18 protein-coding genes are annotated in these 21,583 nt (G+C 56.7%); 15 read left to right on the forward strand and 3 right to left on the reverse strand.

Annotated elements, in window-relative coordinates; translation table 11 throughout:
* Nucleotides 1-38: 38 nt before the first annotated feature.
* The 4 genes from PanJK_RS08985 to PanJK_RS09000 all read left to right on the forward strand — a co-directional run bounded on the left by PanJK_RS08985 (nucleotide 39) and on the right by PanJK_RS09000 (nucleotide 6,906).
* The gene (locus tag PanJK_RS08985; protein WP_265299048.1) at nucleotides 39-1,106 is read left to right on the forward strand and encodes an ABC transporter ATP-binding protein; all 1,068 of its coding nucleotides are present in this window, start codon (nucleotides 39-41) and stop codon (nucleotides 1,104-1,106) included.
* Between the two features lie 25 nt (nucleotides 1,107-1,131).
* Complete coding sequence (locus tag PanJK_RS08990; protein ID WP_265299050.1) at nucleotides 1,132-2,121, forward strand: ABC transporter substrate-binding protein; 990 nt, start codon at nucleotides 1,132-1,134, stop codon at nucleotides 2,119-2,121.
* A gap of 2 nt (nucleotides 2,122-2,123) precedes the next feature.
* A complete protein-coding gene (locus PanJK_RS08995; protein WP_265299052.1) occupies nucleotides 2,124-3,860 on the forward strand; it encodes an ABC transporter permease in 1,737 nt (578 codons plus the stop codon).
* A 202-nt stretch (nucleotides 3,861-4,062) separates the two neighbouring features.
* A complete protein-coding gene (locus PanJK_RS09000) occupies nucleotides 4,063-6,906 on the forward strand; it encodes a bifunctional diguanylate cyclase/phosphodiesterase (protein ID WP_256697420.1) in 2,844 nt (947 codons plus the stop codon).
* Between the two features lie 60 nt (nucleotides 6,907-6,966).
* Here PanJK_RS09000 and ftnA read toward each other — a convergent pair whose 3' ends face one another.
* On the reverse strand, nucleotides 6,967-7,473 hold the full coding sequence (gene ftnA, locus PanJK_RS09005) for a non-heme ferritin (protein ID WP_256697419.1): 507 nt from the start codon (nucleotides 7,471-7,473) through the stop codon (nucleotides 6,967-6,969).
* 238 nt (nucleotides 7,474-7,711) lie between these two features.
* Here ftnA and PanJK_RS09010 point away from each other — a divergent pair, with 238 nt between their 5' ends.
* The 11 genes from PanJK_RS09010 (at nucleotide 7,712) to mrdA (ending at nucleotide 20,489) form a co-directional block, all read left to right on the forward strand.
* Entirely contained in the window at nucleotides 7,712-8,815 is a 1,104-nt protein-coding gene (locus tag PanJK_RS09010; RefSeq protein WP_265299056.1) for a M20 peptidase aminoacylase family protein, read from the forward strand.
* A gap of 327 nt (nucleotides 8,816-9,142) precedes the next feature.
* On the forward strand, nucleotides 9,143-10,732 hold the full coding sequence (gene prfC / locus PanJK_RS09015; RefSeq protein ID WP_265299058.1) for a peptide chain release factor 3: 1,590 nt from the start codon (nucleotides 9,143-9,145) through the stop codon (nucleotides 10,730-10,732).
* A gap of 261 nt (nucleotides 10,733-10,993) precedes the next feature.
* Complete coding sequence (osmY, locus tag PanJK_RS09020; protein ID WP_101761824.1) at nucleotides 10,994-11,608, forward strand: molecular chaperone OsmY; 615 nt, start codon at nucleotides 10,994-10,996, stop codon at nucleotides 11,606-11,608.
* Nucleotides 11,609-11,701: 93 nt separating this feature from the next.
* Nucleotides 11,702-11,863 carry a DUF1328 domain-containing protein gene (locus PanJK_RS09025; RefSeq protein WP_007893192.1) on the forward strand — a complete coding sequence of 54 codons (162 nt, stop codon included), beginning with the start codon at nucleotides 11,702-11,704 and terminating at the stop codon, nucleotides 11,861-11,863.
* 179 nt (nucleotides 11,864-12,042) lie between these two features.
* Complete coding sequence (locus PanJK_RS09030; protein ID WP_265299076.1) at nucleotides 12,043-13,095, forward strand: patatin family protein; 1,053 nt, start codon at nucleotides 12,043-12,045, stop codon at nucleotides 13,093-13,095.
* Nucleotides 13,092-13,871, forward strand: a complete 780-nt coding sequence (locus tag PanJK_RS09035; protein ID WP_265299077.1) for a TatD family hydrolase — start codon at nucleotides 13,092-13,094, stop codon at nucleotides 13,869-13,871. The genes PanJK_RS09030 and PanJK_RS09035 overlap by 4 nt, the downstream gene beginning before the upstream one ends.
* Before the next feature lie 290 nt (nucleotides 13,872-14,161).
* Nucleotides 14,162-14,941, forward strand: a complete 780-nt coding sequence (gene deoC, locus PanJK_RS09040; protein ID WP_008103289.1) for a deoxyribose-phosphate aldolase — start codon at nucleotides 14,162-14,164, stop codon at nucleotides 14,939-14,941.
* A 62-nt stretch (nucleotides 14,942-15,003) separates the two neighbouring features.
* Nucleotides 15,004-16,326, forward strand: a complete 1,323-nt coding sequence (gene deoA / locus PanJK_RS09045) for a thymidine phosphorylase (RefSeq protein WP_265299080.1) — start codon at nucleotides 15,004-15,006, stop codon at nucleotides 16,324-16,326.
* A gap of 94 nt (nucleotides 16,327-16,420) precedes the next feature.
* Nucleotides 16,421-17,644, forward strand: coding sequence for a phosphopentomutase (deoB, locus tag PanJK_RS09050; RefSeq protein WP_265299082.1), 1,224 nt, complete (start codon nucleotides 16,421-16,423; stop codon nucleotides 17,642-17,644).
* 33 nt (nucleotides 17,645-17,677) lie between these two features.
* Nucleotides 17,678-18,391, forward strand: coding sequence for a purine-nucleoside phosphorylase (gene deoD / locus PanJK_RS09055; RefSeq protein WP_008103284.1), 714 nt, complete (start codon nucleotides 17,678-17,680; stop codon nucleotides 18,389-18,391).
* A gap of 223 nt (nucleotides 18,392-18,614) precedes the next feature.
* The gene (gene mrdA / locus PanJK_RS09060) at nucleotides 18,615-20,489 is read left to right on the forward strand and encodes a penicillin-binding protein 2 (RefSeq protein ID WP_265299085.1); all 1,875 of its coding nucleotides are present in this window, start codon (nucleotides 18,615-18,617) and stop codon (nucleotides 20,487-20,489) included.
* Here mrdA and PanJK_RS09065 read toward each other — a convergent pair whose 3' ends face one another.
* A complete protein-coding gene (locus PanJK_RS09065) occupies nucleotides 20,490-21,197 on the reverse strand; it encodes a GGDEF domain-containing protein (RefSeq protein ID WP_265299481.1) in 708 nt (235 codons plus the stop codon).
* The gene (locus tag PanJK_RS09070) at nucleotides 21,197-21,583 is read right to left on the reverse strand and encodes a DUF1987 domain-containing protein (RefSeq protein ID WP_008103278.1); all 387 of its coding nucleotides are present in this window, start codon (nucleotides 21,581-21,583) and stop codon (nucleotides 21,197-21,199) included. Before PanJK_RS09070 ends, PanJK_RS09065 begins: the two co-directional genes overlap by 1 nt.

A 21,583-nucleotide genomic window follows, 5' to 3' on the forward strand; every position in this document is an offset into this window, starting at 1 on the left:
TAGGGTCTTAGCCGGACTATTAGCGAAAGGTCAGAAACATGGCATCAATCACACTGCGCGGGCTGCGCAAATCCTTTGCGGCGCAGCCGATATTGCAAGACATCTCGCTGCAGATTGCGCAGGGAGAATTCATCGCCGTATTAGGTCCGTCGGGCTGCGGCAAAACCACTTTGCTGCGCCTGCTGGCCGGATTTGAAACCGCCGATGGCGGAGAAATTCACGTTGGCGATCGCTGCTTCGCCGCGCCGGGCGTGCATCTGCCGCCGGAAGATCGTCAGCTTGGCGTGGTGTTCCAGAGCTACGCGCTGTGGCCGCATATGACGGTGACGGAGAATGTCGCCTACAGCTTGAAAGTTAACGGTATCGCGCGTGCAGAGCGTGAGCGCCGCACACAGCAGGCACTGGAACTGGTGGGATTAGAGGCGTTCGCCGCACGTCGTCCTGCCGATCTCTCTGGCGGCCAGCGTCAGCGTGTGGCGCTGGCGCGTTGTTTAGTGGCGCAGCCAACGCTGGTTTTGCTGGATGAACCGCTCGCCAACCTTGATGTCCACCTGCGCGCCACCATGGAAGAGGAGTTCCGCCGCTTCCATCATCACAGCCGCGCCACCTTGCTCTACATCACCCACGATCAGCATGAAGCGATGGCGCTGGCCGATCGCATCGTGGTGATGGATGCTGGCCGCGTGATGCAGTTCGCCACGCCGCAAACGCTGTGGCGCGAACCGGCGAATGCGATGGTCGCGCGCTTTATTGATGACGGCAAAGTACTGCCGATCAGCGATATCGAACCACTCGGCGATGGCCGCGCCTTTGCCACGCTGTGCGGCCTGCGCGTGCCGTTACGCTGCGCGCGGGATCAGCGCCCGCAGCCACAGGCGCAAGCCAGCTTTCATGCCGTCGATTTCCAGTTAGCCGCGCCGGGCGAACCGCAGTTTGCCGCGCGCGTGCAGCGGGTGATTTATCGCGGCGGCCACCATCAACTGAATGTCACGCCGCTGGATGCGCCCGAGTGCAGCATCACGCTGCTGCTGGCCGATCAACCTTTACCCGCTGTCGATGCCACTGTCGGTGTGGCACTGCGCGACGGCTGGATTCTTCCTTCTTAACTTCTTAACCCTTCAGGGAAATGCTATGCGTACGTCGTTCAACGTGTTGATGTTAGCCAGTGGATTATTCGTTTCTGCCGCCAGCCTTGCCGATGAGGCACCGGCGGGAAGATTGGTGGTTTATACCTCGCAGGCACCGGAAATTGCCCAGCAAACCATGGATGCCTTTAAAGCCGCCTATCCCAATGTGCAGGTCGAATGGACGCGCAACGGCACCACGCAGTTAATGAACGTGCTGCGCACCGAAATGATGAGCGGTGAAGCCAAGCCGGATGTGTTACTGATTGCCGATGCCATCAACCTTGGCGCGCTGAAAAACGAAAACCATCTTTATAGCTACAGTGATGCGCCGCTCAGCCACATCAATCCGTCGTTCTACGAAAAAGACAAAACCTTCTTCGGCACCAAAATCATCGCCACGGTGATTGCTTACAACACCCAGCACGCGCAGCCGATTGATAGCTGGAACGCGCTGGCGGTTGATGCCAATAAAGGGCAGATTGCGGTGCCAAGCCCGCTCTACTCCGGCGCGGCGCTCTACAAGCTGCACACCGATATCAATACGCCGTCGATTGGCTGGAGCTTCTATAAGAAGCTGGCGGCCATCGGCGTAGCGCCGCAGGGCGGCAACGGCCCGGCGCTAAAAGCGGTCGCCAGCGGGTTGGATAAGTACGGCATCATCACCGACGCTGACGTGATTCTGGCGAAGAAAAAGGGTTCGCCGGTGGATCTGGTCTATCCGAAAGAGGGCGTTTCCTACGTCACTGAACCGGTTGCCATTATGAAAACCGCGCACAACTTGCCGGCCGCCAAAGCCTTCGTCAACTTTATGCTGTCAGAGCAAGGCCAGAAGCTGGTGGTCGAGCAGGGCAACCGTCCGGTGGACGATCGTGTCTCAGCACCGGAAGGTTTCACGCCGATCAACAAAATTAAGCTGCTGTCGCCGGACGTGGCGAAAGCGATTAAAGAAGATGCGGCAGTGCGCGATCAGTTCACCGCACTGTTCGGTGGCTAAGCATGAGCGTGTTGAGCAACGAATGGCGCAGTGCGGCGCGCAAAGCGCCGCGCGTTAACAGCGAGCGGTTGATTCTGGCGCTGATGGTGCTGCTGATTGGTTTGCTGTCGGTCGCTCCGCTGATGCGGCTGGTGTGGACCGCCATCGCGCCCAACGGCGTACCGGATATCGCGCGCTTAACGCGCCTGCTGGCGAGCGATCGCGTGTTGATCGCCAGCGGCAATACCTTGCTCATCGCGCTCAGTTCTACCCTGATTTCCGTGGTGCTCGGCACCGCCGCCGCATGGCTGGTGGCGCTCAGCGATCTGCGTGCTAAAACCGCCTGGGTGTTTGCGTTTATCCTGCCGCTGATGATTCCGCCGCAGGTGACTGCGCTGGCCTGGCTGCAGGCGCTGGCACCAGGCAGTCCGCTGGCGCTGCTGTTCGCCACGCTTGGATTGCCATGGTTTGCCCCCGGCGAGCAGCCGCTTTACTCCTTAACCGGCATTGTGCTGCTGCTCGGCACGCACAATGCGCCTTTAGTGTTTCTCACCGTGCGCGCCGGTTTGCGCCGTTTGCCTGCTGATTTGGTGGAAGCGGCGCAGGCCAGCGGGGCGTCTCGCGCGCGCATCCTGTTCACCATTGTGCTGCCGCTGGCGCGCCCGGCGATTTTTGCCGGAGCCGCGCTGACCTTTGTCGCGGCGGCGGGCAACTTCGGCATTCAGGCGATGCTGGGGATCCCGGCGCGCGTGCCCACGCTGATCACGCTGGTGTATCAGCAGCTGAATGGTATTGGCCCAGGCGCGCTGCCGAACACGGCGGTGTATGCGTTATTGATTGCGGTGATCACGTTAGCGGGCATGGCGGCCAGCGCCTGGCTGGGCGGACGCCATGATGTGCGCGTCAACGGTGCGCCACGTTTATGGCAGCAATCGCTGGGGCGCGGGCGAGTGGCGATTGAAGGCGTTGCCTGGCTGTGGATGGCGCTGACCTTGCTGTTACCGCTCAGCGCGCTGCTAATCACCGCGCTCACCAGCGGTTTTGGTCAGGCGCTCAGCTGGCAAACGCTGACGCTGGAGAACTTCCACGCCGCGTTGTGGGGCTATCCGGCGGTGCGGCACGCGTTTCTCACCAGCCTCGGATTAACCACGCTGACGGCGCTGATTTTGACGGTTTGCGCGCTGTTTCTTGCCTATTTCCTCAACTGGCGGCGTACCAAACTGGTGCGCGGTTTGTGGCTGGCGAGTGAACTGACCTATGCGCTGCCAGGCATTGTCACCGGCGTGGCGGCGATGTTGTTCTTCCTGCGCCCGCTGCCGATCGTCAATATTTCGCTGTATGGCACGGTGTGGATCATTCTCGCCGCCTATCTGGCGAACTTCCTCGCGCTGGTGTTGCGCCCCACGCTGGCCGGATTTGCCCAGCTGGAACCGGCACTGGATGAAGCCGCACGCTTGTGCGGCGCCGGTTTTCTGCGCCGCATGCGCGACATCTTGTTGCCGCTGGCGGCACCCTCCGCGCTGGCAGGCAGCGTGCTGGTGTTTCTCACCGCGCTGAATGAAATCCAGGTTTCGGTGCTGCTGGTCACCTCGCAAACGCAAACCATCGGGCCGACCATTGTGTTTCTCGATGAAGGCGGTTCCGCTTCGCTGGCGGCGGCGGTCGGTTGCCTGATGATTGTGGTGGTGTGTTTATTAATGGCGTTGGCCACATGTCTGACCCGGCGCCTGCCGCACGGCACTTTGCCGTGGCAAACGTAACGCCAGCCTGCCGTCAACGCATCATGATTTATAAAGTATCCCGCTGAACATTTTCTCGCCACTGCCGATAACTGACCTACCAACATTTGTCTGCGGATGAATAGCGCTTGTCAGCGCTGCGTATTTGCGCTTAAGTCTGCATGATAATTAAGAATTTTCTTAATCAACTTGACGATACCAGGCCAGCAATAGGCGAATAACAATGAATAATAACTCTGACGTCATGTACCGACTTTTGGTACAGAGCGTGGTGGATTACGCCATTTACATGCTCAAACCCGATGGCACCGTGGCGAACTGGAACGCCGGCGCGCAGCGTGCCAAAGGCTATACCCCCGATGAAATCGTGGGGAAGAATTTTGCGCTATTTTACAGCGAAGAGGATCGTAAAAACGGCGCGCCGCAGCGTGGGCTGGCGACAGCGACGGCCACCGGACGCTTCGAAACCGAAGGTTGGCGCTATCGTAAAGATGGCAGCGCGTTTTGGGCGCATGTGGTGATCGACGCTATCCGCGATGAGTTTGGTGAGCTGCTGGGTTTTGCGAAAATCACCCGCGACTGCACCGAGCAGCAGGAGCAGCAGCGTAAACAGCGTGAGCAGGAACAGCGTTTCCGCATGCTGGTGGAAGGCGTCAGCGATTACGCTATCTACATGCTCGATCTGGACGGCAACGTTGAAAATTGGAATGTGGGCGCACAGCGCGCGAAGGGCTACGTGGCCGAAGAGATCGTTGGACAGCACTTTTCACGCTTCTACAGCGCGCAGGATCGACTCAACCATATCCCGGAAAAAAACCTCACCACCGCCTTTAAAACCGGTCGTTTCGAAGACGAAGGCTACCGTTACCGCAAGGATGGCAGCGCGTTTTGGGCGCATGTCATCATTGACGCGATCCGCGATGATGCGGGCAAACTGATCGGTTACGCCAAAATTACCCGTGACTGCACCGAACAGCAGGCGCTGCTGCGTAAACAGCACGAGCAGGAGAAGAATTTCCGCCTGCTGGTGGAAGGCGTGCGCGATTACGCCATCTATATGCTGGATGTGCAGGGCCGCGTAGTGAACTGGAACAATGGGGCGCAGCGCGCCAAAGGTTATCTGGCTGACGAAATTGTCGGTCAGCACTTTTCGGTGTTTTACAGTTCAGCGGAACGTAATGCCAACACGCCGGAAGCCAACCTTGGCATCGCCTTGAAAACCGGCCGTTACGAAGATGAAGGCTGGCGCTACCGTAAAGATGGATCGGCGTTTTGGGCGCACGTTGTCATTGAGGCAATCCGGGATGAGACCGGCAAACTGATCGGTTTCGCCAAAATTACCCGCGATATCACCGAACGCCGTGAAAACGAGCAGCAGCTGCTGCGCGCGCGGGATCTGGCGCAGTCGCAGAGTGCCAAAATGTCGGAGCTGTCGGGCTTCCTCGACACCATCATCAGCAATATCCCTTCGTGCGTGATTGTGGAAGATGCCATCAGCCGTGAAATCCTGATGGTGAACGACAAAGCCGAGCAGCTGTTTGGCGTCAACAAAGCGCTGATCATGCATAAACGCCCGCACGAATGTATGTCGGCGGAGCTGGGCGATTACTTTAATAGCCTGGCGGATGTGGCGCTGCGCAGCGAGGGCATTCACTCGCGCGAACAGCTGCTGCTGACGGCGGGCGGCGAGCGTATTCTGCATACGCGTGCCACCACCATCAGCGGCAAAGATATGCGTCAGAACTACGTGATGCTGATTGTCGAAGACGTGACCGACCAGCGCGAAGCCGATGCGCGCATCCGTCATATGGCGCATCACGATAATCTCACTAGCCTGCCGAACCGCGTGCTGTTCCGCCAGAAACTGAGTGAAGCGCTGCGCGTGGATAATCAAAATAATCAGGTTAGTGCCACGCTGTGTCTCGATCTCGATAACTTCAAAAACGTTAACGATGCGCTCGGCCACCAGATTGGTGATGACCTGTTGCGCGTGGTGGCGAAACGCCTGCGCAGCGCGCTGCGCGATCACGATACGCTGGCGCGTATTGGCGGCGACGAGTTTGCCATCGTGCTGCCCAATGTCCGTTCTGCTGATGAAGCGGCGGTGGTGGCGCAGCGGCTGATCGAGGGAATCCGTCCGCCCATTAACGTTGAAGGACATAACCTGTCGGTGGGTTTGAGCGTCGGCATCGCGCTCACCTCGCAAGCCACCAACACGCCGGAACATATGTTGCGCTGCGCCGATATGGCGCTGTACGAAGCAAAACGTAATGGCCGCAATCGCTTCGAACACTTCACCATAGAAATGGACGATCAGGCGCGTAGTCGTCGCGTGATTGAGAACGATCTGCGCGAGGCGATCTCCGGCCGTCAGCTCAAACTCTATTATCAACCGATCACCGACGAGAAGGGCATCATCGGCTATGAAGCGCTGATGCGCTGGCATCACCCGATTAAAGGGCTGATTATGCCGAACGATTTCATCCCGATCGCCGAAGAGACCGGCTTGATTCATATGCTGGGTGCTTACGCGTTGTATGAAGCCTGCCGCGAAGCGCAAAGCTGGAATACCGAACAATCGGTGTCGGTAAACCTGTCGCCACTGCAATTTAAGAACAGCTCGCTGGTGTCCGTGGTGGAGGGCGCGCTGCGTGAATCAGGACTGGCACCGCATCGGCTGGAAGTGGAGATCACCGAATCGGTGCTGCTGGACGATACGCTCGGTAATATCCGTACGCTGCAGAGTTTGAAAACGCTTGGCGTGCAGATTGCGCTGGATGATTTCGGCACCGGCTACTCATCGCTGAGCTATCTGCGATCGTTCCCGTTCGACAAGATCAAAATCGACAAGTCGTTCATCAACGATATGGGCGACAGCCGCGAGGCGCTGGCGATCATCCGCGCCATTACTGGCATGAGCCGCAGCCTCGATATTCAGATCACCGCCGAAGGCGTGGAGAGCGGCGAGCAATACGCCAAACTGCGTGAAGAGGGTTGTACGCTGTTCCAGGGGTATTTCTTTGGCCGTCCGCAGCCATCGGAATTGCGGTTGAAAGAGTTGGAATAGGCATAAAAAAACGCCCGACATGTCGGGCGTTCTCTGTTTTGCTGTGTGTCATCTTTATTATTATGCGCTGTGGCCGTCGACAGACATGTGGCCGAGATCTTTGTCCACCAGGAACAGGCCTTCGCCTTTATTACCCACCATCGCCAGTTTATCCAGCACGGTTTTAAACAGCTTCTCTTCTTCATGCTGCTCGGCAACGTACCACTGCAGGAAGTTGAAGGTCGAGTAGTCCTGCGTGGTTAATGCGGTGTGCACCAGCTCGTTGATTTTTTTGGTGATCAACTGCTCATGCTTCAGCGCTTCTTCCAGCACGTCGTTCAGTGACGTCCAGCTAATGGCCGGAGCCGCAATGCTGCCCAGCACCGGCAGTGCACCGGCATCGCTGACATAATCAAACAGCTTCTGCATGTGCTGCATCTCTTCGCGAGAGTGCATTTTCAGGAATGAAGAGGCGCCTTCATAGCCTTTATCGCTGCACCAGGCGCTCATCTGCAGATAGAGGTTGGCAGAGAAGAATTCGAGATTCAGTTGGTCGTTCAAACGCGAGGTCATTTCAGCAGTTAACATGGCTGAGTCCTTTTTAATTTGTCAGGTGAAGTACGGCGAATTATGCATCAATCTATACTTTTTTGTGAAGGACTTTCCTTAAAAAAATTGAATTTATCTTATTGATTGTAAATGGAATTATTCCACATGTTGAATGCGAAGAGTTCTCACTTTTGACTAATTTTCATTCACGCTGGATTGATTATAGCTTCGCATCGGGCGATGCTGAGGCTTGCCTTTACTTGTCAGGAGCTTAGCGGTGTCGAACGTCTTAGAGCATTACCATTTTCTGCATGAAATCCCCGAGCTGGGTTTTCAGGAATTCAAAACCTCTGCTTATATTGCCGATCAGCTGGAAAGCGCCGGAATTAAGGTGACGCGCGGCATCAATAATACCACTGGCATGGTGGCGGAAATCGACAGCGGCGTGCCCGGTCCGGTGCTGGCCCTGCGTGCGGATATGGATGCGCTCGGTCATATCATTGACGGCGTGGCGTGTGCGCGTCACACCTGCGGCCACGACGGCCATTCGTCGGTGGTGCTGACGGCGGCGCAAGAGCTGTTGAAAGAGGGTGCGATCAAGAAAGGGCGGCTGAAGCTGCTGTTCCAGCCAGCGGAAGAACTCGGTGCCGGTGCGCTGGCGATGATTGAGGGCGGCGCGCTGGAGGATGTGGAGATGATTCTCGGCTTCCATGTGCGTCCGCTGGAAGAGTGCCATGTGGGGCAGGCGACGCCAGCGGTGATTTACTCCGCCTGCAGCACGCTGGAAGCCACCATCAAGGGCGCGCCGGCGCATGCAGCGCGTCCGCATTTGGGCGTTAACGCGCTGGATGCGGCGGTGCAAGCGGTGCAGGCCGTCAACGCCATCCATCTGCCGCCGGGTTTGACCTGGAGCGTGAAAGCCACGCGTTTTCTGTGCGATGCGGGCGTGACCAACTCGGTGCCGGATGAGGCGCGCGTGGTGTGGGATTTGCGTTCGCAGGAAAACGCGCCAATGGAGGTGCTGAAAGAGAAAGTCACGCTGGCGATTCAGCACAGCGTCGCGGCGTTGGGTGCCACGGCGGACGTGGCGGTGCTGAAGGAGATGCCGGCAGCAGAAATTCATGAAGAAGCCACGGCGGTGATTCGTGCGGCGATTGTCGATGTGCTGGGTGAAGACGGTTTGCTGGATACCAAAACCACGCCGGGCAGCGAAGATTTCTTCTATTACCCGGTGAAAAATCCGCAGGTGAAAGCCGGTTTCTGGGGACTGGGAACCAATCTGGTGCCGGGCCTGCATCATCCCGAGATGCGCTTTGAGCTCAGCTCGCTGGAGATTGGCGTGAAGATCTTTAAGGCGGCGGTGGTGCGGGTGTTGGGGTGATTAGAGGGTTTCCCTCACCCTAGCCCTCTCCCAGAGGGAGAGGGAACTGTCCATGCGGGTTTGCCTATTTATTCCCTGTCCCTCTGGGAGAGGGCCAGGGTGAGGGCCATGAAGGGCACCGATTCCCCCTTTCTGCGAAATATTGTATGCTATGCCGCCTTAATGCTGCCGGGATAATCGGAACTGCCGCCAATGTAGATCGCACACCTCTTGCTGTGAACTGACGCCACTGCGTCGCCATTGGCCGCGTTATCCTGCGGAATGACCCCGAAACGATTTATTCGCAGCGCGCCGCCCGCGTGTTGCCCTTGAAGAAGAATTCACTCAATGTCTAATGCTCCCTTTTTAGAAGAAGTGGCGCGCCGCCGTACTTTTGCGATCATCTCGCATCCGGATGCCGGTAAAACCACAATTACCGAAAAAGTGCTGCTGTTCGGACAGGCGATTCAAACCGCCGGTACCGTCAAAGGCCGCGGCTCCAACCAGCACGCGAAATCGGACTGGATGGAGATGGAGAAACAACGTGGTATCTCCATCACCACCTCGGTGATGCAGTTCCCGTATCGCGACAGCCTCGTGAACCTGCTGGATACCCCAGGACACGAAGATTTCTCCGAAGATACTTACCGTACGCTGACGGCGGTGGACTGCTGCTTGATGGTGATCGACGCCGCGAAAGGGGTTGAAGATCGTACCCGTAAGCTGATGGAAGTGACGCGCCTGCGTGACACGCCAATCATCACCTTTATGAACAAACTTGACCGTGACATCCGCGATCCGATGGAGCTGCTGGATGAAGTGGAGAGCGAGCTGAAGATCGCTTGCGCGCCCATTACCTGGCCAATTGGCTGTGGCAAGTTGTTCAAAGGGGTTTATCACCTCTACAACGACGAAACCTACCTGTATCAAACCGGTAAAGGCCACACCATTCAGGAAGTGCGCATTGTTAAAGGTCTGGCGAATCCAGAACTGGATGCGGCGGTAGGCGAAGATCTGGCACAGCAGCTACGCGATGAGCTGGAGCTGGTGCAGGGCGCGTCGCACGAGTTCGATCAGGAATTGTTCCTGAGCGGCGAAATCACGCCGGTATTCTTCGGCACCGCGCTGGGTAACTTCGGCGTTGATCATATGCTGGATGGCCTGGTTTCATGGGCGCCGCGCCCAATGCCACGCAACACCGACACGCGTCTTGTGGAAGCGAAAGAAGAGAAATTCAGCGGCTTCGTGTTTAAGATCCAGGCAAACATGGACCCGAAACACCGCGACCGCGTCGCCTTTATGCGTGTGGTATCCGGCAAGTACGAAAAAGGCATGAAGCTGCGTCAGGTGCGCACCGGTAAAGACGTGGTGATCTCCGATGCGCTGACCTTTATGGCCGGTGACCGTTCGCACGTGGAAGAAGCCTATCCGGGCGACATCATTGGTCTGCACAACCACGGCACCATTCAGATCGGCGACACCTTTACGCAGGGTGAAAACATGAAGTTCACCGGCATTCCGAACTTCGCGCCAGAGCTGTTCCGTCGTATCCGTCTGCGCGATCCGCTGAAGCAGAAACAGCTGCTGAAAGGGCTGGTTCAGCTGTCGGAAGAGGGCGCGGTGCAGGTGTTTCGTCCGGTGCATAACAACGATCTGATCGTGGGCGCGGTCGGTGTGCTGCAGTTCGAAGTGGTGGTGGCGCGCCTGAAAAGCGAATACAACGTTGAGGCGATTTACGAAGCCATCAACGTCTCAACTGCTCGCTGGGTTGAGTGTGATGACGCGAAGAAATTCGACGATTTCCAACGTAAAAATGAAGTGAACCTGGCGCTCGATGGCGGTGATAACCTCACGTATATCGCGCCGACCATGGTGAACCTCAACATCACTCAGGAACGCTATCCTGACGTGCGATTCCGCAAAACGCGCGAGCACTAATCGGCATTGGAAGCAGGGCCTGTGATTTTTACTGGCCCTGTTTTATTGGTTACAGACTCCTCCTAATTCCGCTGCTTTTTTCCCTTTTTGGCGATATATCAACCACAAGAGCCAGCAAAAGCTGTAATCCCTACTACTATTATTCTGTCGGACGAGAAAAGAGACCTTTCGGGTTTCATTACGTCCAGTAACTCAGCAACGCCGTTCGTTGCTGGCGCATCCGCGATAACGGATGAGTTAACTGATAGAAGGATGATATCGATGAATAAGACTAAGATTGCCAAAACCCTGATTGCTGCCCTGGCCGGTTCTGCTCTGCTGAGCGGCGCGGCGTTCGCAGATGAATCACTGTCGCAGAAAGCACAGCAAACCTCCGACAGCGCGGGTGCGAAGATCGATAGCTCTATGAAAAAAGTCGATGGTTATATGGATGACAGCGGCATCACTGCGAAAGCCAAAGCGGCGCTGGTGGATGATGACGCGATCAAAAGTACGGATATCTCCGTCAAGACGCATGATGGCGTGGTGACACTGAGCGGCTTTGTGGCTTCTCAGGATCAGGCTGAAAAAGCCGTCGCGCTGGTGCAGAAAGTCGAAGGTGTGAAATCCGTCAGCGACAAACTACACGTTAAAGACAGCAAAAATGCTTCTCTCAAAGGTTATGCGGGCGATACCGCAACCACCAGCGAAATTAAAGCTAAGCTGTTAGCAGATGACATCGTGCCATCACGCAACGTTAAGGTGGAAACCACCGACGGCGTGGTGCAGTTATCAGGGGAAGTGGCGAACCAGGCACAGTCCGATCGTGCTGAGAAAATCGCCAAAGCCATTGAAGGCGTGAAAAGCGTGAAGAATGACCTGAAGGTGAAATCTTAACGCGAGCGACTCGGCACCCGCTGGTGCCGTTTCGTAATAAAAACAAAGGTGTAAATAAGCAGTTCGATTTTCACAATGGTAAAGGAGAGGCTTATGTTTCGTTGGGGTATTATCTTTCTGGTCATCGCTCTGATCGCTGCAGCATTAGGTTTCGGCGGTCTGGCGGGTACGGCAGCATGGGCAGCTAAAATTGTCTTCATTGTCGGTATTATTCTGTTCCTCGTGAGCCTGTTTACCGGGCGCAAACGACCCTGACTACTTGCGTCTCAATAGACGCTAACCCGCGAGTCACCTAAAGCGGAGACCGGTCTTTTGCGGCATACTATGAAGCCGCAACGATTGCAGAAGCAATTGGTCAGGGAACGACAATGACTGGTTCTCCGGGATGCTGCTTCGGCGACTCCCTCAGAGCAAGCAACACTGAGGGACATCCATTGGGAACACGTATTCCGTTGACGTTAGGTTCACTTGAACCGCTGGCTTTAACCCCTTTCAAATCCAGTAAAATCGCCTTAGTGTGCGAAGGCGGTGGCCAGCGCGGCATCTTTACCGCAGGCGTACTGGATGAGTTTCAACGCGCAGGCTTCAACCCCTTTCAACTGTTACTCGGCACCTCGGCCGGGGCACAAAATCTGTCGGCGTTTGTCTGTGGCCAGCCTGGCTACGCGCGACGCGTGATCTCTCGTTACACCACCAGTAAACTGTTTTTTGATCCGCTTCGATTCGTGCGTGGCGGGCATCTTATCGATCTCGACTGGCTGATCGACATCACCAAACAGGAATTCCCGCTGGCGCTTAACACCGCCGAAGGGCTGTTCGCCAAAGGCAGCGAGTTCTATATGTGCGCCTGCCGCAGCGATGATTACCGCGCCAAGTACTTCAATCCGATCAGCACCAACTGGCATGACATCCTGAAAGCGTCCAGCGCGATTCCCGGCTTTTACCGCAGCGGCGTGCAAATGGATGGCGTGAGTTATCTGGATGGCGGCATCAGTGATGCAATTCCGGTACGCGAAGCTGCACGCCGCGGCGCGGATACCATTGTCGTGATCCGCACCGTGCCATCGCAGGTGTCATACACGCCGAAGTGGTTCAAACGCATGGAGCGCTTTTTGTCTGACAGCGCCTTGCAGCCGATGATCAACATCCTGCATCAGCATGAAGAGAGCTATCGCGAGATTCAGCAGTTCATCGAGCAGCCGCCGGATAACCTGCGCATCATCGAAATCTGTCCGCCGAAACCGCTGGCGAGCATGGCGCTCGGCAGCCGCTTGTCATCGCTGAATCAGGATTACCATGTAGGCCGCCGCAGTGGGCGCTATTTCCTCGCCACGCTCGGTCAATGGCTGAGTGATGCCGAGCCGCTGATACGGCAAACCACGATTACGCCGCCCGCCGCTGTGGCGAATTCGCCCGACAACCGTCCACTGATTACGCCCGCGCTGGCGGAAAACGATGCGGATTATGATAAAGGCTCGCTGGCATGAAGTTTATCGATACGCATTGCCACTTCGATTTCCCGCCGTTCATTGATGATGCAGACGCCAGCATTGCGCGCGCTGCGCAGGCGGGCGTGGAACGCATCATTGTACCGAGCGTGGATGCCAGCCGTTTCGCGCGGGTGACGCAACTGGCGCAGCAGCATCCGGCGCTGTATGCCGCGCTGGGCCTGCATCCAATCAACATTGCTGAGCATCAGGAAGATGCGCATCTTGATGAGTTAGCGCACTGGTTGAAAAAGCCAGATAGCAAGCGGGTGGCGATCGGCGAGATCGGTCTCGATCTCTATATGGACGATGCGCAATTCGCCAAACAGACGCGGCTGCTCGATAAGCAGCTCAGGCTGGCGAAGCAGTACGATCTGCCGGTGATCCTGCACTCGCGCCGCACCCACGATCAGCTGGCGCTGCATTTGCGTCGTCACGATCTGCCGCGACGTGGCGTGGTACACGGCTTTGCTGGCAGCCAGCAGCAGGCGGAGCGCTTTATTCAGCTCGGCTACGCGATTGGCGTGGGCGGCACCATCACCTATGAACGCGCCAGTAAAACCCGCAACACCATCGCCAACCTGCCGCTCAAGGCGTTGTTACTGGAAACCGACGCGCCCGATATGCCGCTGCAAGGATTTCAGGGGCAGCCCAATCGCCCCGAGCGGGCGCGCAATGTGTTTGACGTGCTGTGTCAGTTACGCAGCGAGTCCCCTGAAGCGATCGCCGATGCGCTGTGGCATAACAGCCAGCAGCTGTTCGCCTTGCCTGCCTGATTCTCCCCGACAGATTCTGCATTTACGCTGCCTTACGCCTGATTAGCTACATTGATAAAGCTGAGAGTACACTTTTGCGTCCATTTTTGTGATAATAATAACAATGGCCATCACGGCGCATTCCCGCCTGGTTAGCAATTATTTGTGATAATCATCACTAAATAATTGTATTTAAATGACAGGTTTTCTTTTTCATGTGACGTGAGGCGCAATTTAACGTCGCGGTAGTTGTTAGAATTATCACATTCCCCGGTGGGTTGTGCCCGCCGATCTGAATTTTGGAGAGCATCATGACCGACCTGAAAGCAGCAGCACAGCGCGCATTGCAACTGATGGATTTAACCACCCTGAACGAAGATGACACCGACGAGAAGGTGATCGCGCTGTGCCGTCAGGCGAAATCCCCAGCCGGTAACACCGCTGCCATCTGCATCTATCCGCGTTTCATCCCAGCGGCACGTAAAGCGCTGCGCGAGCAGGGTACGCCGGAAATCCGCATCGCCACCGTCACCAACTTCCCGCACGGCAACGATGATGTTGAGATCGCGCTGGCTGAAACCCGCGCGGCCATCGCCTACGGCGCTGACGAAGTGGACGTGGTGTTCCCGTATCGTGCGCTGATTGCGGGCAACCGCGACATCGGTTTCGAGCTGGTGAAAGCCTGTAAAGAAGCCTGCGCACAGGCAAACGTGCTGCTGAAAGTGATCATCGAAAGCGGCGAGCTGAAAGACGAAGCGCTGATTCGTGCCGCTTCGGAAATCGCTATTGATGCGGGCGCGGACTTCATTAAAACCTCAACCGGTAAAGTGCCGGTCAACGCGACGCCAGAAGTGGCGGCGATCATGATGCAAGTGATCCGCGATAAAGGCGTGAAGCAGCAGGTGGGTTTCAAACCGGCTGGCGGCGTGCGCACTGCGGAAGACGCGGCGCTGTATCTGAAGCTGGCGGACGACCTGCTGGGTGAAGGCTGGGCGGATGCGCGTCATTTCCGCTTTGGCGCTTCCAGCCTGCTGGCAAGCCTGCTGAATACGCTGGGCCACGAAACCGCGACCAGCAAAGCCGGTTATTAAGTTCATATCGATGTTCGTAGGGTCGCCATTTATGGCGACCTCTCTATTCCGGGGAGGCCATTGTGTTCCTGCCACAAGAAATTATTCGTAAAAAACGCGACGGTCAGGCGCTGAGTGAAGCGGAGATCCGCTTCTTTATTAACGGCGTGCGCGACAACAGCGTTTCGGAAGGTCAAATTGCCGCGCTGGCGATGACCATCTATTTCCATGATATGACGCTCGACGAGCGCGTGGCCTTGACCATGGCGATGCGTGACTCCGGCACGGTGCTTAACTGGAAATCGCTCAATCTTAACGGTCCGATTGTTGATAAGCACTCCACCGGTGGCGTCGGCGATGTCACGTCGCTAATGCTCGGCCCGATGGTGGCGGCGTGCGGCGGTTATGTGCCGATGATCTCCGGGCGCGGCCTCGGCCACACCGGCGGCACGCTGGATAAACTGGAAGCGATTCCGGGCTTCGATATCTTCCCGAGCGACGATCGTTTCCGCCAGATTATTAAAGACGTCGGCATCGCGATTATTGGCCAAACCAACTCACTGGCACCGGCCGACAAACGTTTCTACGCCACGCGCGATATCACCGCCACCGTGGATTCCATTCCGCTGATCACCGCGTCGATCCTCGCCAAAAAGCTGGCGGAAGGATTGGATGCGCTGGTGATGGACGTCAAAGTGGGCTCCGGTGCCTTTATGCCAACCTTCGAAGCCTCAGAAAATCTGGCGCAGGCGATTGTTGGCGTGGCGAACGGCGCAGGCTGCAAAACCACCGCACTGCTCACTGACATGAATCAGGTGCTGGCTTCTACTGCGGGTAACGCGCTGGAAGTGCGTGAAGCGGTGCAGTTCCTGACCGGCGAAGCGCGCAATCCGCGCCTGCTGGACGTGACGATGGCGCTGTGCTCGGAAATGCTGATCTCCGGCAAACTGGCTGAGAACGACGCCGATGCACGTAAAAAACTGCAGCAGGTGCTGGATAACGGCAAAGCCGCTGACGTGTTTGCCCGCATGGTGGCGGCGCAAAATGGTCCGGTCGATTTCATCGAGCGCATGGACAGCTATCTGCCAGCGCCAACGCTGAGCAAAGCGGTGTACGCCGATGGCGCTGGCATTGTCAGCGCGATGGATACGCGTGCGCTTGGCATGGCGGTGGTTGCGCTCGGCGGTGGACGCCAGCGCGCCAGCGACAGCATTGATTACAGCGTGGGTCTGAGCGACATGATCACGCTCGGCACGCAAGTAGACGCGCAGCGTCCGCTGGCGATTATCCACGCCGCGTCGGAAGCGCAGTGGCAACAGGCCGCCGCCGCCGTTAAAGCGGCCATTACGCTGAGCGATACTGCTCCAGCGATCACGCCGGTGGTTTATCGCCGCGTCAGCGAATAACTGGCGCTTCTTCGTGCCAGGCAGCGGCCGTTCGGGTATACTGATCTGATCGCTTTTTTTTGACTTGTCATCGCGCATTGCGCAGGAGACTTGCATGAAACGTGCTTTTATTATGGTTCTCGACTCCTTCGGGATCGGCTCCAGTAAAGACGCCGATAAATTCGGTGATGAAGGATCGGACACGCTCGGCCATATCGCCGAAGCCTGTTTCGAAGGCCGCGCCAATGAAGGCCGCGAAGGCCCGCTGCACTTACCTAACCTGACCAAACTGGGCCTCGGCAAAGCGGCTGAGCTCTCCACCGGTCGTTTCCCGCCAGGCCTCGATCCCAACGCGGAAATCATCGGTGCGTACGCTTACGCCAGCGAATTGTCGTCCGGTAAAGATACGCCGTCGGGCCACTGGGAAATCGCCGGCGTGCCGGTGCTGTTTGATTGGGGCTACTTCAGCGACAAAGAGAACAGCTTCCCGCAGGAGTTGCTGGATATTCTGGTGAAACGTGCCGATCTGCCGGGATATCTCGGTAATTGCCACTCATCGGGCACGGTGATTCTCGACCAGCTCGGCGAAGAGCACATGAAATCCGGCAAGCCGATTTTCTATACTTCGGCGGATTCGGTGTTCCAGATTGCCTGCCACGAAGAGACGTTTGGCCTCGATCGCCTCTACGAACTGTGCGAAATCGCCCGTGAAGAGCTGACCAATGGCGGCTATAACATCGGTCGCGTGATTGCGCGTCCGTTCGTCGGCGACAAAGCGGGCAACTTCGAGCGTACCGGCAACCGTCATGATCTGGCTGTGGAACCGCCAGCGCCGACCATGCTGAAAAAGCTGGTCGATGAGAAGGGCGGTGAAGTGATTTCGGTGGGTAAAATCGCCGACATCTACGCCGAGCAGGGCATCACGCAGAAAGTCAAAGCCACCGGCTTAGACGCGCTGTTCAACGCCACCATCGAGCAGATGAAGAAAGCGCCTGATAACTCGATTGTGTTCACGAACTTCGTTGATTTTGATTCAACGTGGGGACATCGTCGCGATATCGCCGGTTATGCAGGCGGTTTGGAATTCTTTGATCGTCGCTTGCCAGAGCTGATGGAGTTGGTGAAAGAGGGTGACATTCTTATCCTCACCGCCGATCACGGCTGCGATCCCAGCTGGAAAGGCACCGAGCACACGCGTGAGCACATCCCGATTCTGATCTACGGCCCGAATGTGAAGCCGGGATCGCTGGGATACCGCGATACCTTCGCTGATATCGGCCAGACCATCGCAAAATATTTCGGCCTGTCCAGCATGGACTACGGCAAGAGCATGCTGTAAAACAGCGCCCCAAATTTAATAAGGAAAATAACCATGGCAACGCCTCATATTAATGCAGAAATGGGTGATTTCGCGGACGTCGTACTGATGCCGGGCGATCCGCTGCGTGCTAAGCACATCGCTGAAACCTTCCTTGAAGATGTGGTGGAAGTGAACAACGTGCGCGGCATGCTGGGTTACACCGGGACTTATAAAGGCCGCAAAATTTCGGTGATGGGTCACGGCATGGGCATTCCATCCTGCTCGATCTATACCAAAGAGCTGATCACCGATTTCGGCGTGAAGAAGATCATCCGTGTGGGTTCTTGCGGCGCAGTGCGTGCAGACGTGAAACTGCGCGACGTGGTGATTGGTATGGGTGCCTGCACCGATTCCAAAGTGAACCGCATGCGCTTCAAGGATCACGACTTCGCCGCGATTGCGGACTTCGACATGGTGCGTAATGCGGTTGATGCCGCGAAAGCGCTGGGCGTTGATGCGCGCGTGGGTAACATCTTCTCCGCCGATCTGTTCTATACGCCAGATCCGCAGATGTTCGACGTGATGGAGAAGTACGGCATTTTGGGCGTGGAGATGGAAGCGGCGGGTATTTACGGCGTGGCAGCAGAGTTTGGTGCCAAAGCGCTGACCATCTGTACCGTGTCGGATCACATCCGCACCCACGAGCAGACCACCGCGGCTGAGCGTCAGACCACCTTCAACGATATGATTAAAATCGCGCTGGAGTCCGTGCTGCTGGGCGATTGATTCCTTTTTCCCTCACCCTAACCCTCTCCCGCAAGCGGGAGAGGGGACAGATCGGAGCGTTTTTCTCCCTCTCCCCGTGGGAGAGGGCCGGGGTGAGGGCGCCAGACCGCACCATCCCGTAAACATCTGACACACTTTTACCCAGGCTTGTGCATCTTCGTGCTGGCTCTAAAGCAATCTCTGCTTATCATTAGCGTGATAACAAAGAGACTAAGCCCACCTGATGAATTTCCGTAATTTCGAAGCAGAAGAAAAGCTGTTTGCCCGCCGTGCGATTGTCGCTTTTGCCCTGGTTGTCATCTGCTTTACCATTTTAGGCATCAACCTGTATCGCCTGCAGGTCGATCAGCACAGCTATTACCAGACGCGTTCCAACGAGAACGACATCAAAATGATCCCGATTGCGCCCACGCGCGGGCTGATCTTTGATCGCAACGGCATTCCGCTGGTGCGCAACGTCAGCTGGTACGACATTCACATCACGCCGTACAAAATCGACAACATGCAGGAAACGCTGAAGGAGCTGACGCCGATTGTCGATCTCACGCCGGAAGAGATTGAAACCTTCGAGCACGAGCTCAAACAGAACAGCCGCTACAAGCCGGTTGAACTGAAAGCGGAACTGACTGACGAAGAAGTGGCGCGCTTCGCCGTCAATCAATTCCGTTTTACCGGCGTTACCGTCGATACCTATCAGGACCGCGAATATCCTTACGGCGCCGACCTGGCGCACGTGCTCGGCTACGTTTCGAAAATCAACGATAACGACTACAAACGTCTGAATGCAGAAGGCGTTGGCGAGAACTACGCGGCGGACCACAACATCGGTAAGCAGGGCATTGAAGGCTATTACGAATCGCTGCTGCACGGCAAAACCGGCTATCAGGAAGTGGAAGTGGATAACCACGGCCGCATCGTGCGCGTGCTGAAAGAGGTGCCGCCGGTGGCCGGTCAGAACATCACGCTGACGCTCGATTTACATCTGCAACAATACGTCGAGAGCCAACTGGCCGGGCAACGTGCGGCGGCGCTGATTGAAGATCCGCACGACGGCAGCGTGCTGGCGATGGTGTCCGCGCCGAGCTACGATCCCAACCCGTTCGTCAAAGGCATCAGCTACAAAGCCTATAAAACCCTGCTGCAGAATAAAGACCTGCCGCTGATCAACCGCGTCACCCAAGGCTTGTATCCACCGGCGTCCACGGTAAAACCTTATATGGCGATGTCGGCGCTGCTGACCAAAGTCATCACGCCGAGCTTTACGATATTTGGCGCGCCCACCTGGACGCTGCCGGGCACCGATCGTAAATATCGCGACTGGAAAAAAACCGGTCACGGCATGCTGGACGTGACGAAAGCCATCGAAGAGTCGGCCGATAGCTTCTTCTATCAGGTGGCGTTCATGATGGGCATCGATCGCATCCACACCATGTTGAGCCAGTTTGGTTACGGCAAATCCACCGGCATCGATCTCAACGAAGAGTACGCTGGATTATTGCCAAGCCGTGAATGGAAGCAAAAAGTGCACAAAAAGATGTGGTATCAGGGCGATACCGTGTCGGTTGGGATTGGGCAAGGTTATTGGGTGGCGACGCCGATTCAGATGGTGAAAGCGCTGGTAGCGCTGTTGAATAATGGCCGCGTCATCAATCCGCATCTGCTGGAGAAATCGCAGCGCGGCACGGTGGTGCAGCCGTATCAGGCAAAATTGCCGCAGCCGCAGATTGGCGATGCCAAATCGCCGTACTGGTCGCTGGTGCGCCATGCCATGTTCGGCATGGCGAATGCGCCAAACGGCACCGGCTACAAATACTTCCACACCGCGCCGTACGGCATAGCGGCGAAATCGGGTACGTCACAGGTATTCAGCCTGAAAAAGAACCAGATCTATAACGCCAAAATGACGCCAATGCGCCTGCGTGACCATATCTTCTACACCGCGTTTGCGCCGTTTAACGATCCCAAAGTCGCGGTGGCGTTGATTCTGGAAAATGGTGGCAACGAAGGCGTCACGGCGGCGCCGCTGATGCGTAATATTCTCGACCACATCTTTGTGCCGGAAACGACACCGCCGCCGGTAGCAACGGCCGCACAGTAATCAGCGGAAGAACACCCGATTGCGACCGTGATTTTTCGCGTCATACAGCGCCACATCGGCGTTGTTATACAGTGTCTCAAAATCGGATCCCGGCTTGCCGTAGCTGACGCCAAGGCTGGCGGTCACCAACTGGCCGGGCAACACCGCCAGCGGTGAAGCATTCAGCGAGGCGTGAATCGCGCCCGCCACAATTACCGCATCGGATAGGCGATAGTGCGGCAGCAGCACGGTAAACTCTTCACCGCCAATGCGACCAATGCTGGCTTCTTCCGGGCAGTGCGCCTGAATGCGCGACACCAGCGCGCAAATCACCTTATCGCCCATTGGATGACCGAATTCGTCGTTAATGCGTTTGAAGTGGTCGATATCCAGAATGATCAGCGCCGCTGCGCCGTTACTCAATGTTTGCGTAATGCGCTGAATAATCGCCCCACGATTCCACACCGCCGTCAGTGGATCGTGGCTGGCTTTATACTCCAGCTCCTGCGCCAGCTGATGCAGCTGTTCGTTGACGCGATTGAGCTCACGCTCGGCGCGGTCGCTGCGCGAGATCATGCGATAGGTTTCACGCATCAGGCGCTGATAATGGCGATTCACCATCAGCAGCGCATCGCGATAATCCTCAGCGCTGAGCGTGGTTTGAGCCGCCACATCCTGCGAGCGATTAAGCACATCGCTCTCTTCGCGGAACAGCTCGTTGAGGTCCATCACGATGCCATTTCCGCCTGCAGATTCACCTGCAGATCGGTGAAGTCCAGCGCCAGCTCCTGACCAAACTCTTCGGAGACATCATCTTCGGCGTCGAAGAACCAGTTGAGCGCCACGGTTTGTCCGCTCTGCGCACGCTGGTTAAACAGATCAAACAGGCTAAACAGCATTTTGGTGCTGGAGCTGTTGAAGTAGCGCAGCGCGATATTCACTTCAACGTCGCCGCCCGGCTGCGGCTGCCAGTTCTCTAAGGCGTCCAGCAGCGGACGGTAAAACGCCGCCGCGTTCTCCGGCCAGGATTCACCGCGCAGGGCAAACTGGCCGGCGGCAAAATCAAAACTCACTTCGGGCGTGCTCTCTGTGGCAGCAATAACAAGGTTTTGCAT

This window comes from Pantoea sp. JK, from assembly GCF_026130245.1.
In the GTDB taxonomy this organism is placed as follows: Bacteria; Pseudomonadota; Gammaproteobacteria; order Enterobacterales; family Enterobacteriaceae; genus Pantoea; species Pantoea trifolii.

Bases quoted from the DNA above. Each gene is read 5' to 3' on its own strand.
- PanJK_RS09000 (WP_256697420.1), top strand. From the start codon at position 4,063: ATGAATAATAACTCTGACGTCATGTACCGACTTTTGGTACAGAGCGTG.
- PanJK_RS08985 (WP_265299048.1), top strand. From the start codon at position 39: ATGGCATCAATCACACTGCGCGGGCTGCGCAAATCCTTTGCGGCGCAG.
- PanJK_RS09070 (WP_008103278.1), bottom strand. From the start codon at position 21,583: ATGCAAAACCTTGTTATTGCTGCCACAGAGAGCACGCCCGAAGTGAGT.
- ftnA (WP_256697419.1), bottom strand. From the start codon at position 7,473: ATGTTAACTGCTGAAATGACCTCGCGTTTGAACGACCAACTGAATCTC.
- PanJK_RS09035 (WP_265299077.1), top strand. From the start codon at position 13,092: ATGAAGTTTATCGATACGCATTGCCACTTCGATTTCCCGCCGTTCATT.
- deoD (WP_008103284.1), top strand. From the start codon at position 17,678: ATGGCAACGCCTCATATTAATGCAGAAATGGGTGATTTCGCGGACGTC.
- osmY (WP_101761824.1), top strand. From the start codon at position 10,994: ATGAATAAGACTAAGATTGCCAAAACCCTGATTGCTGCCCTGGCCGGT.
- PanJK_RS09025 (WP_007893192.1), top strand. From the start codon at position 11,702: ATGTTTCGTTGGGGTATTATCTTTCTGGTCATCGCTCTGATCGCTGCA.
- prfC (WP_265299058.1), top strand. From the start codon at position 9,143: ATGTCTAATGCTCCCTTTTTAGAAGAAGTGGCGCGCCGCCGTACTTTT.
- PanJK_RS09065 (WP_265299481.1), bottom strand. From the start codon at position 21,197: ATGGACCTCAACGAGCTGTTCCGCGAAGAGAGCGATGTGCTTAATCGC.
- mrdA (WP_265299085.1), top strand. From the start codon at position 18,615: ATGAATTTCCGTAATTTCGAAGCAGAAGAAAAGCTGTTTGCCCGCCGT.
- PanJK_RS08990 (WP_265299050.1), top strand. From the start codon at position 1,132: ATGCGTACGTCGTTCAACGTGTTGATGTTAGCCAGTGGATTATTCGTT.
- PanJK_RS08995 (WP_265299052.1), top strand. From the start codon at position 2,124: ATGAGCGTGTTGAGCAACGAATGGCGCAGTGCGGCGCGCAAAGCGCCG.
- deoC (WP_008103289.1), top strand. From the start codon at position 14,162: ATGACCGACCTGAAAGCAGCAGCACAGCGCGCATTGCAACTGATGGAT.
- deoB (WP_265299082.1), top strand. From the start codon at position 16,421: ATGAAACGTGCTTTTATTATGGTTCTCGACTCCTTCGGGATCGGCTCC.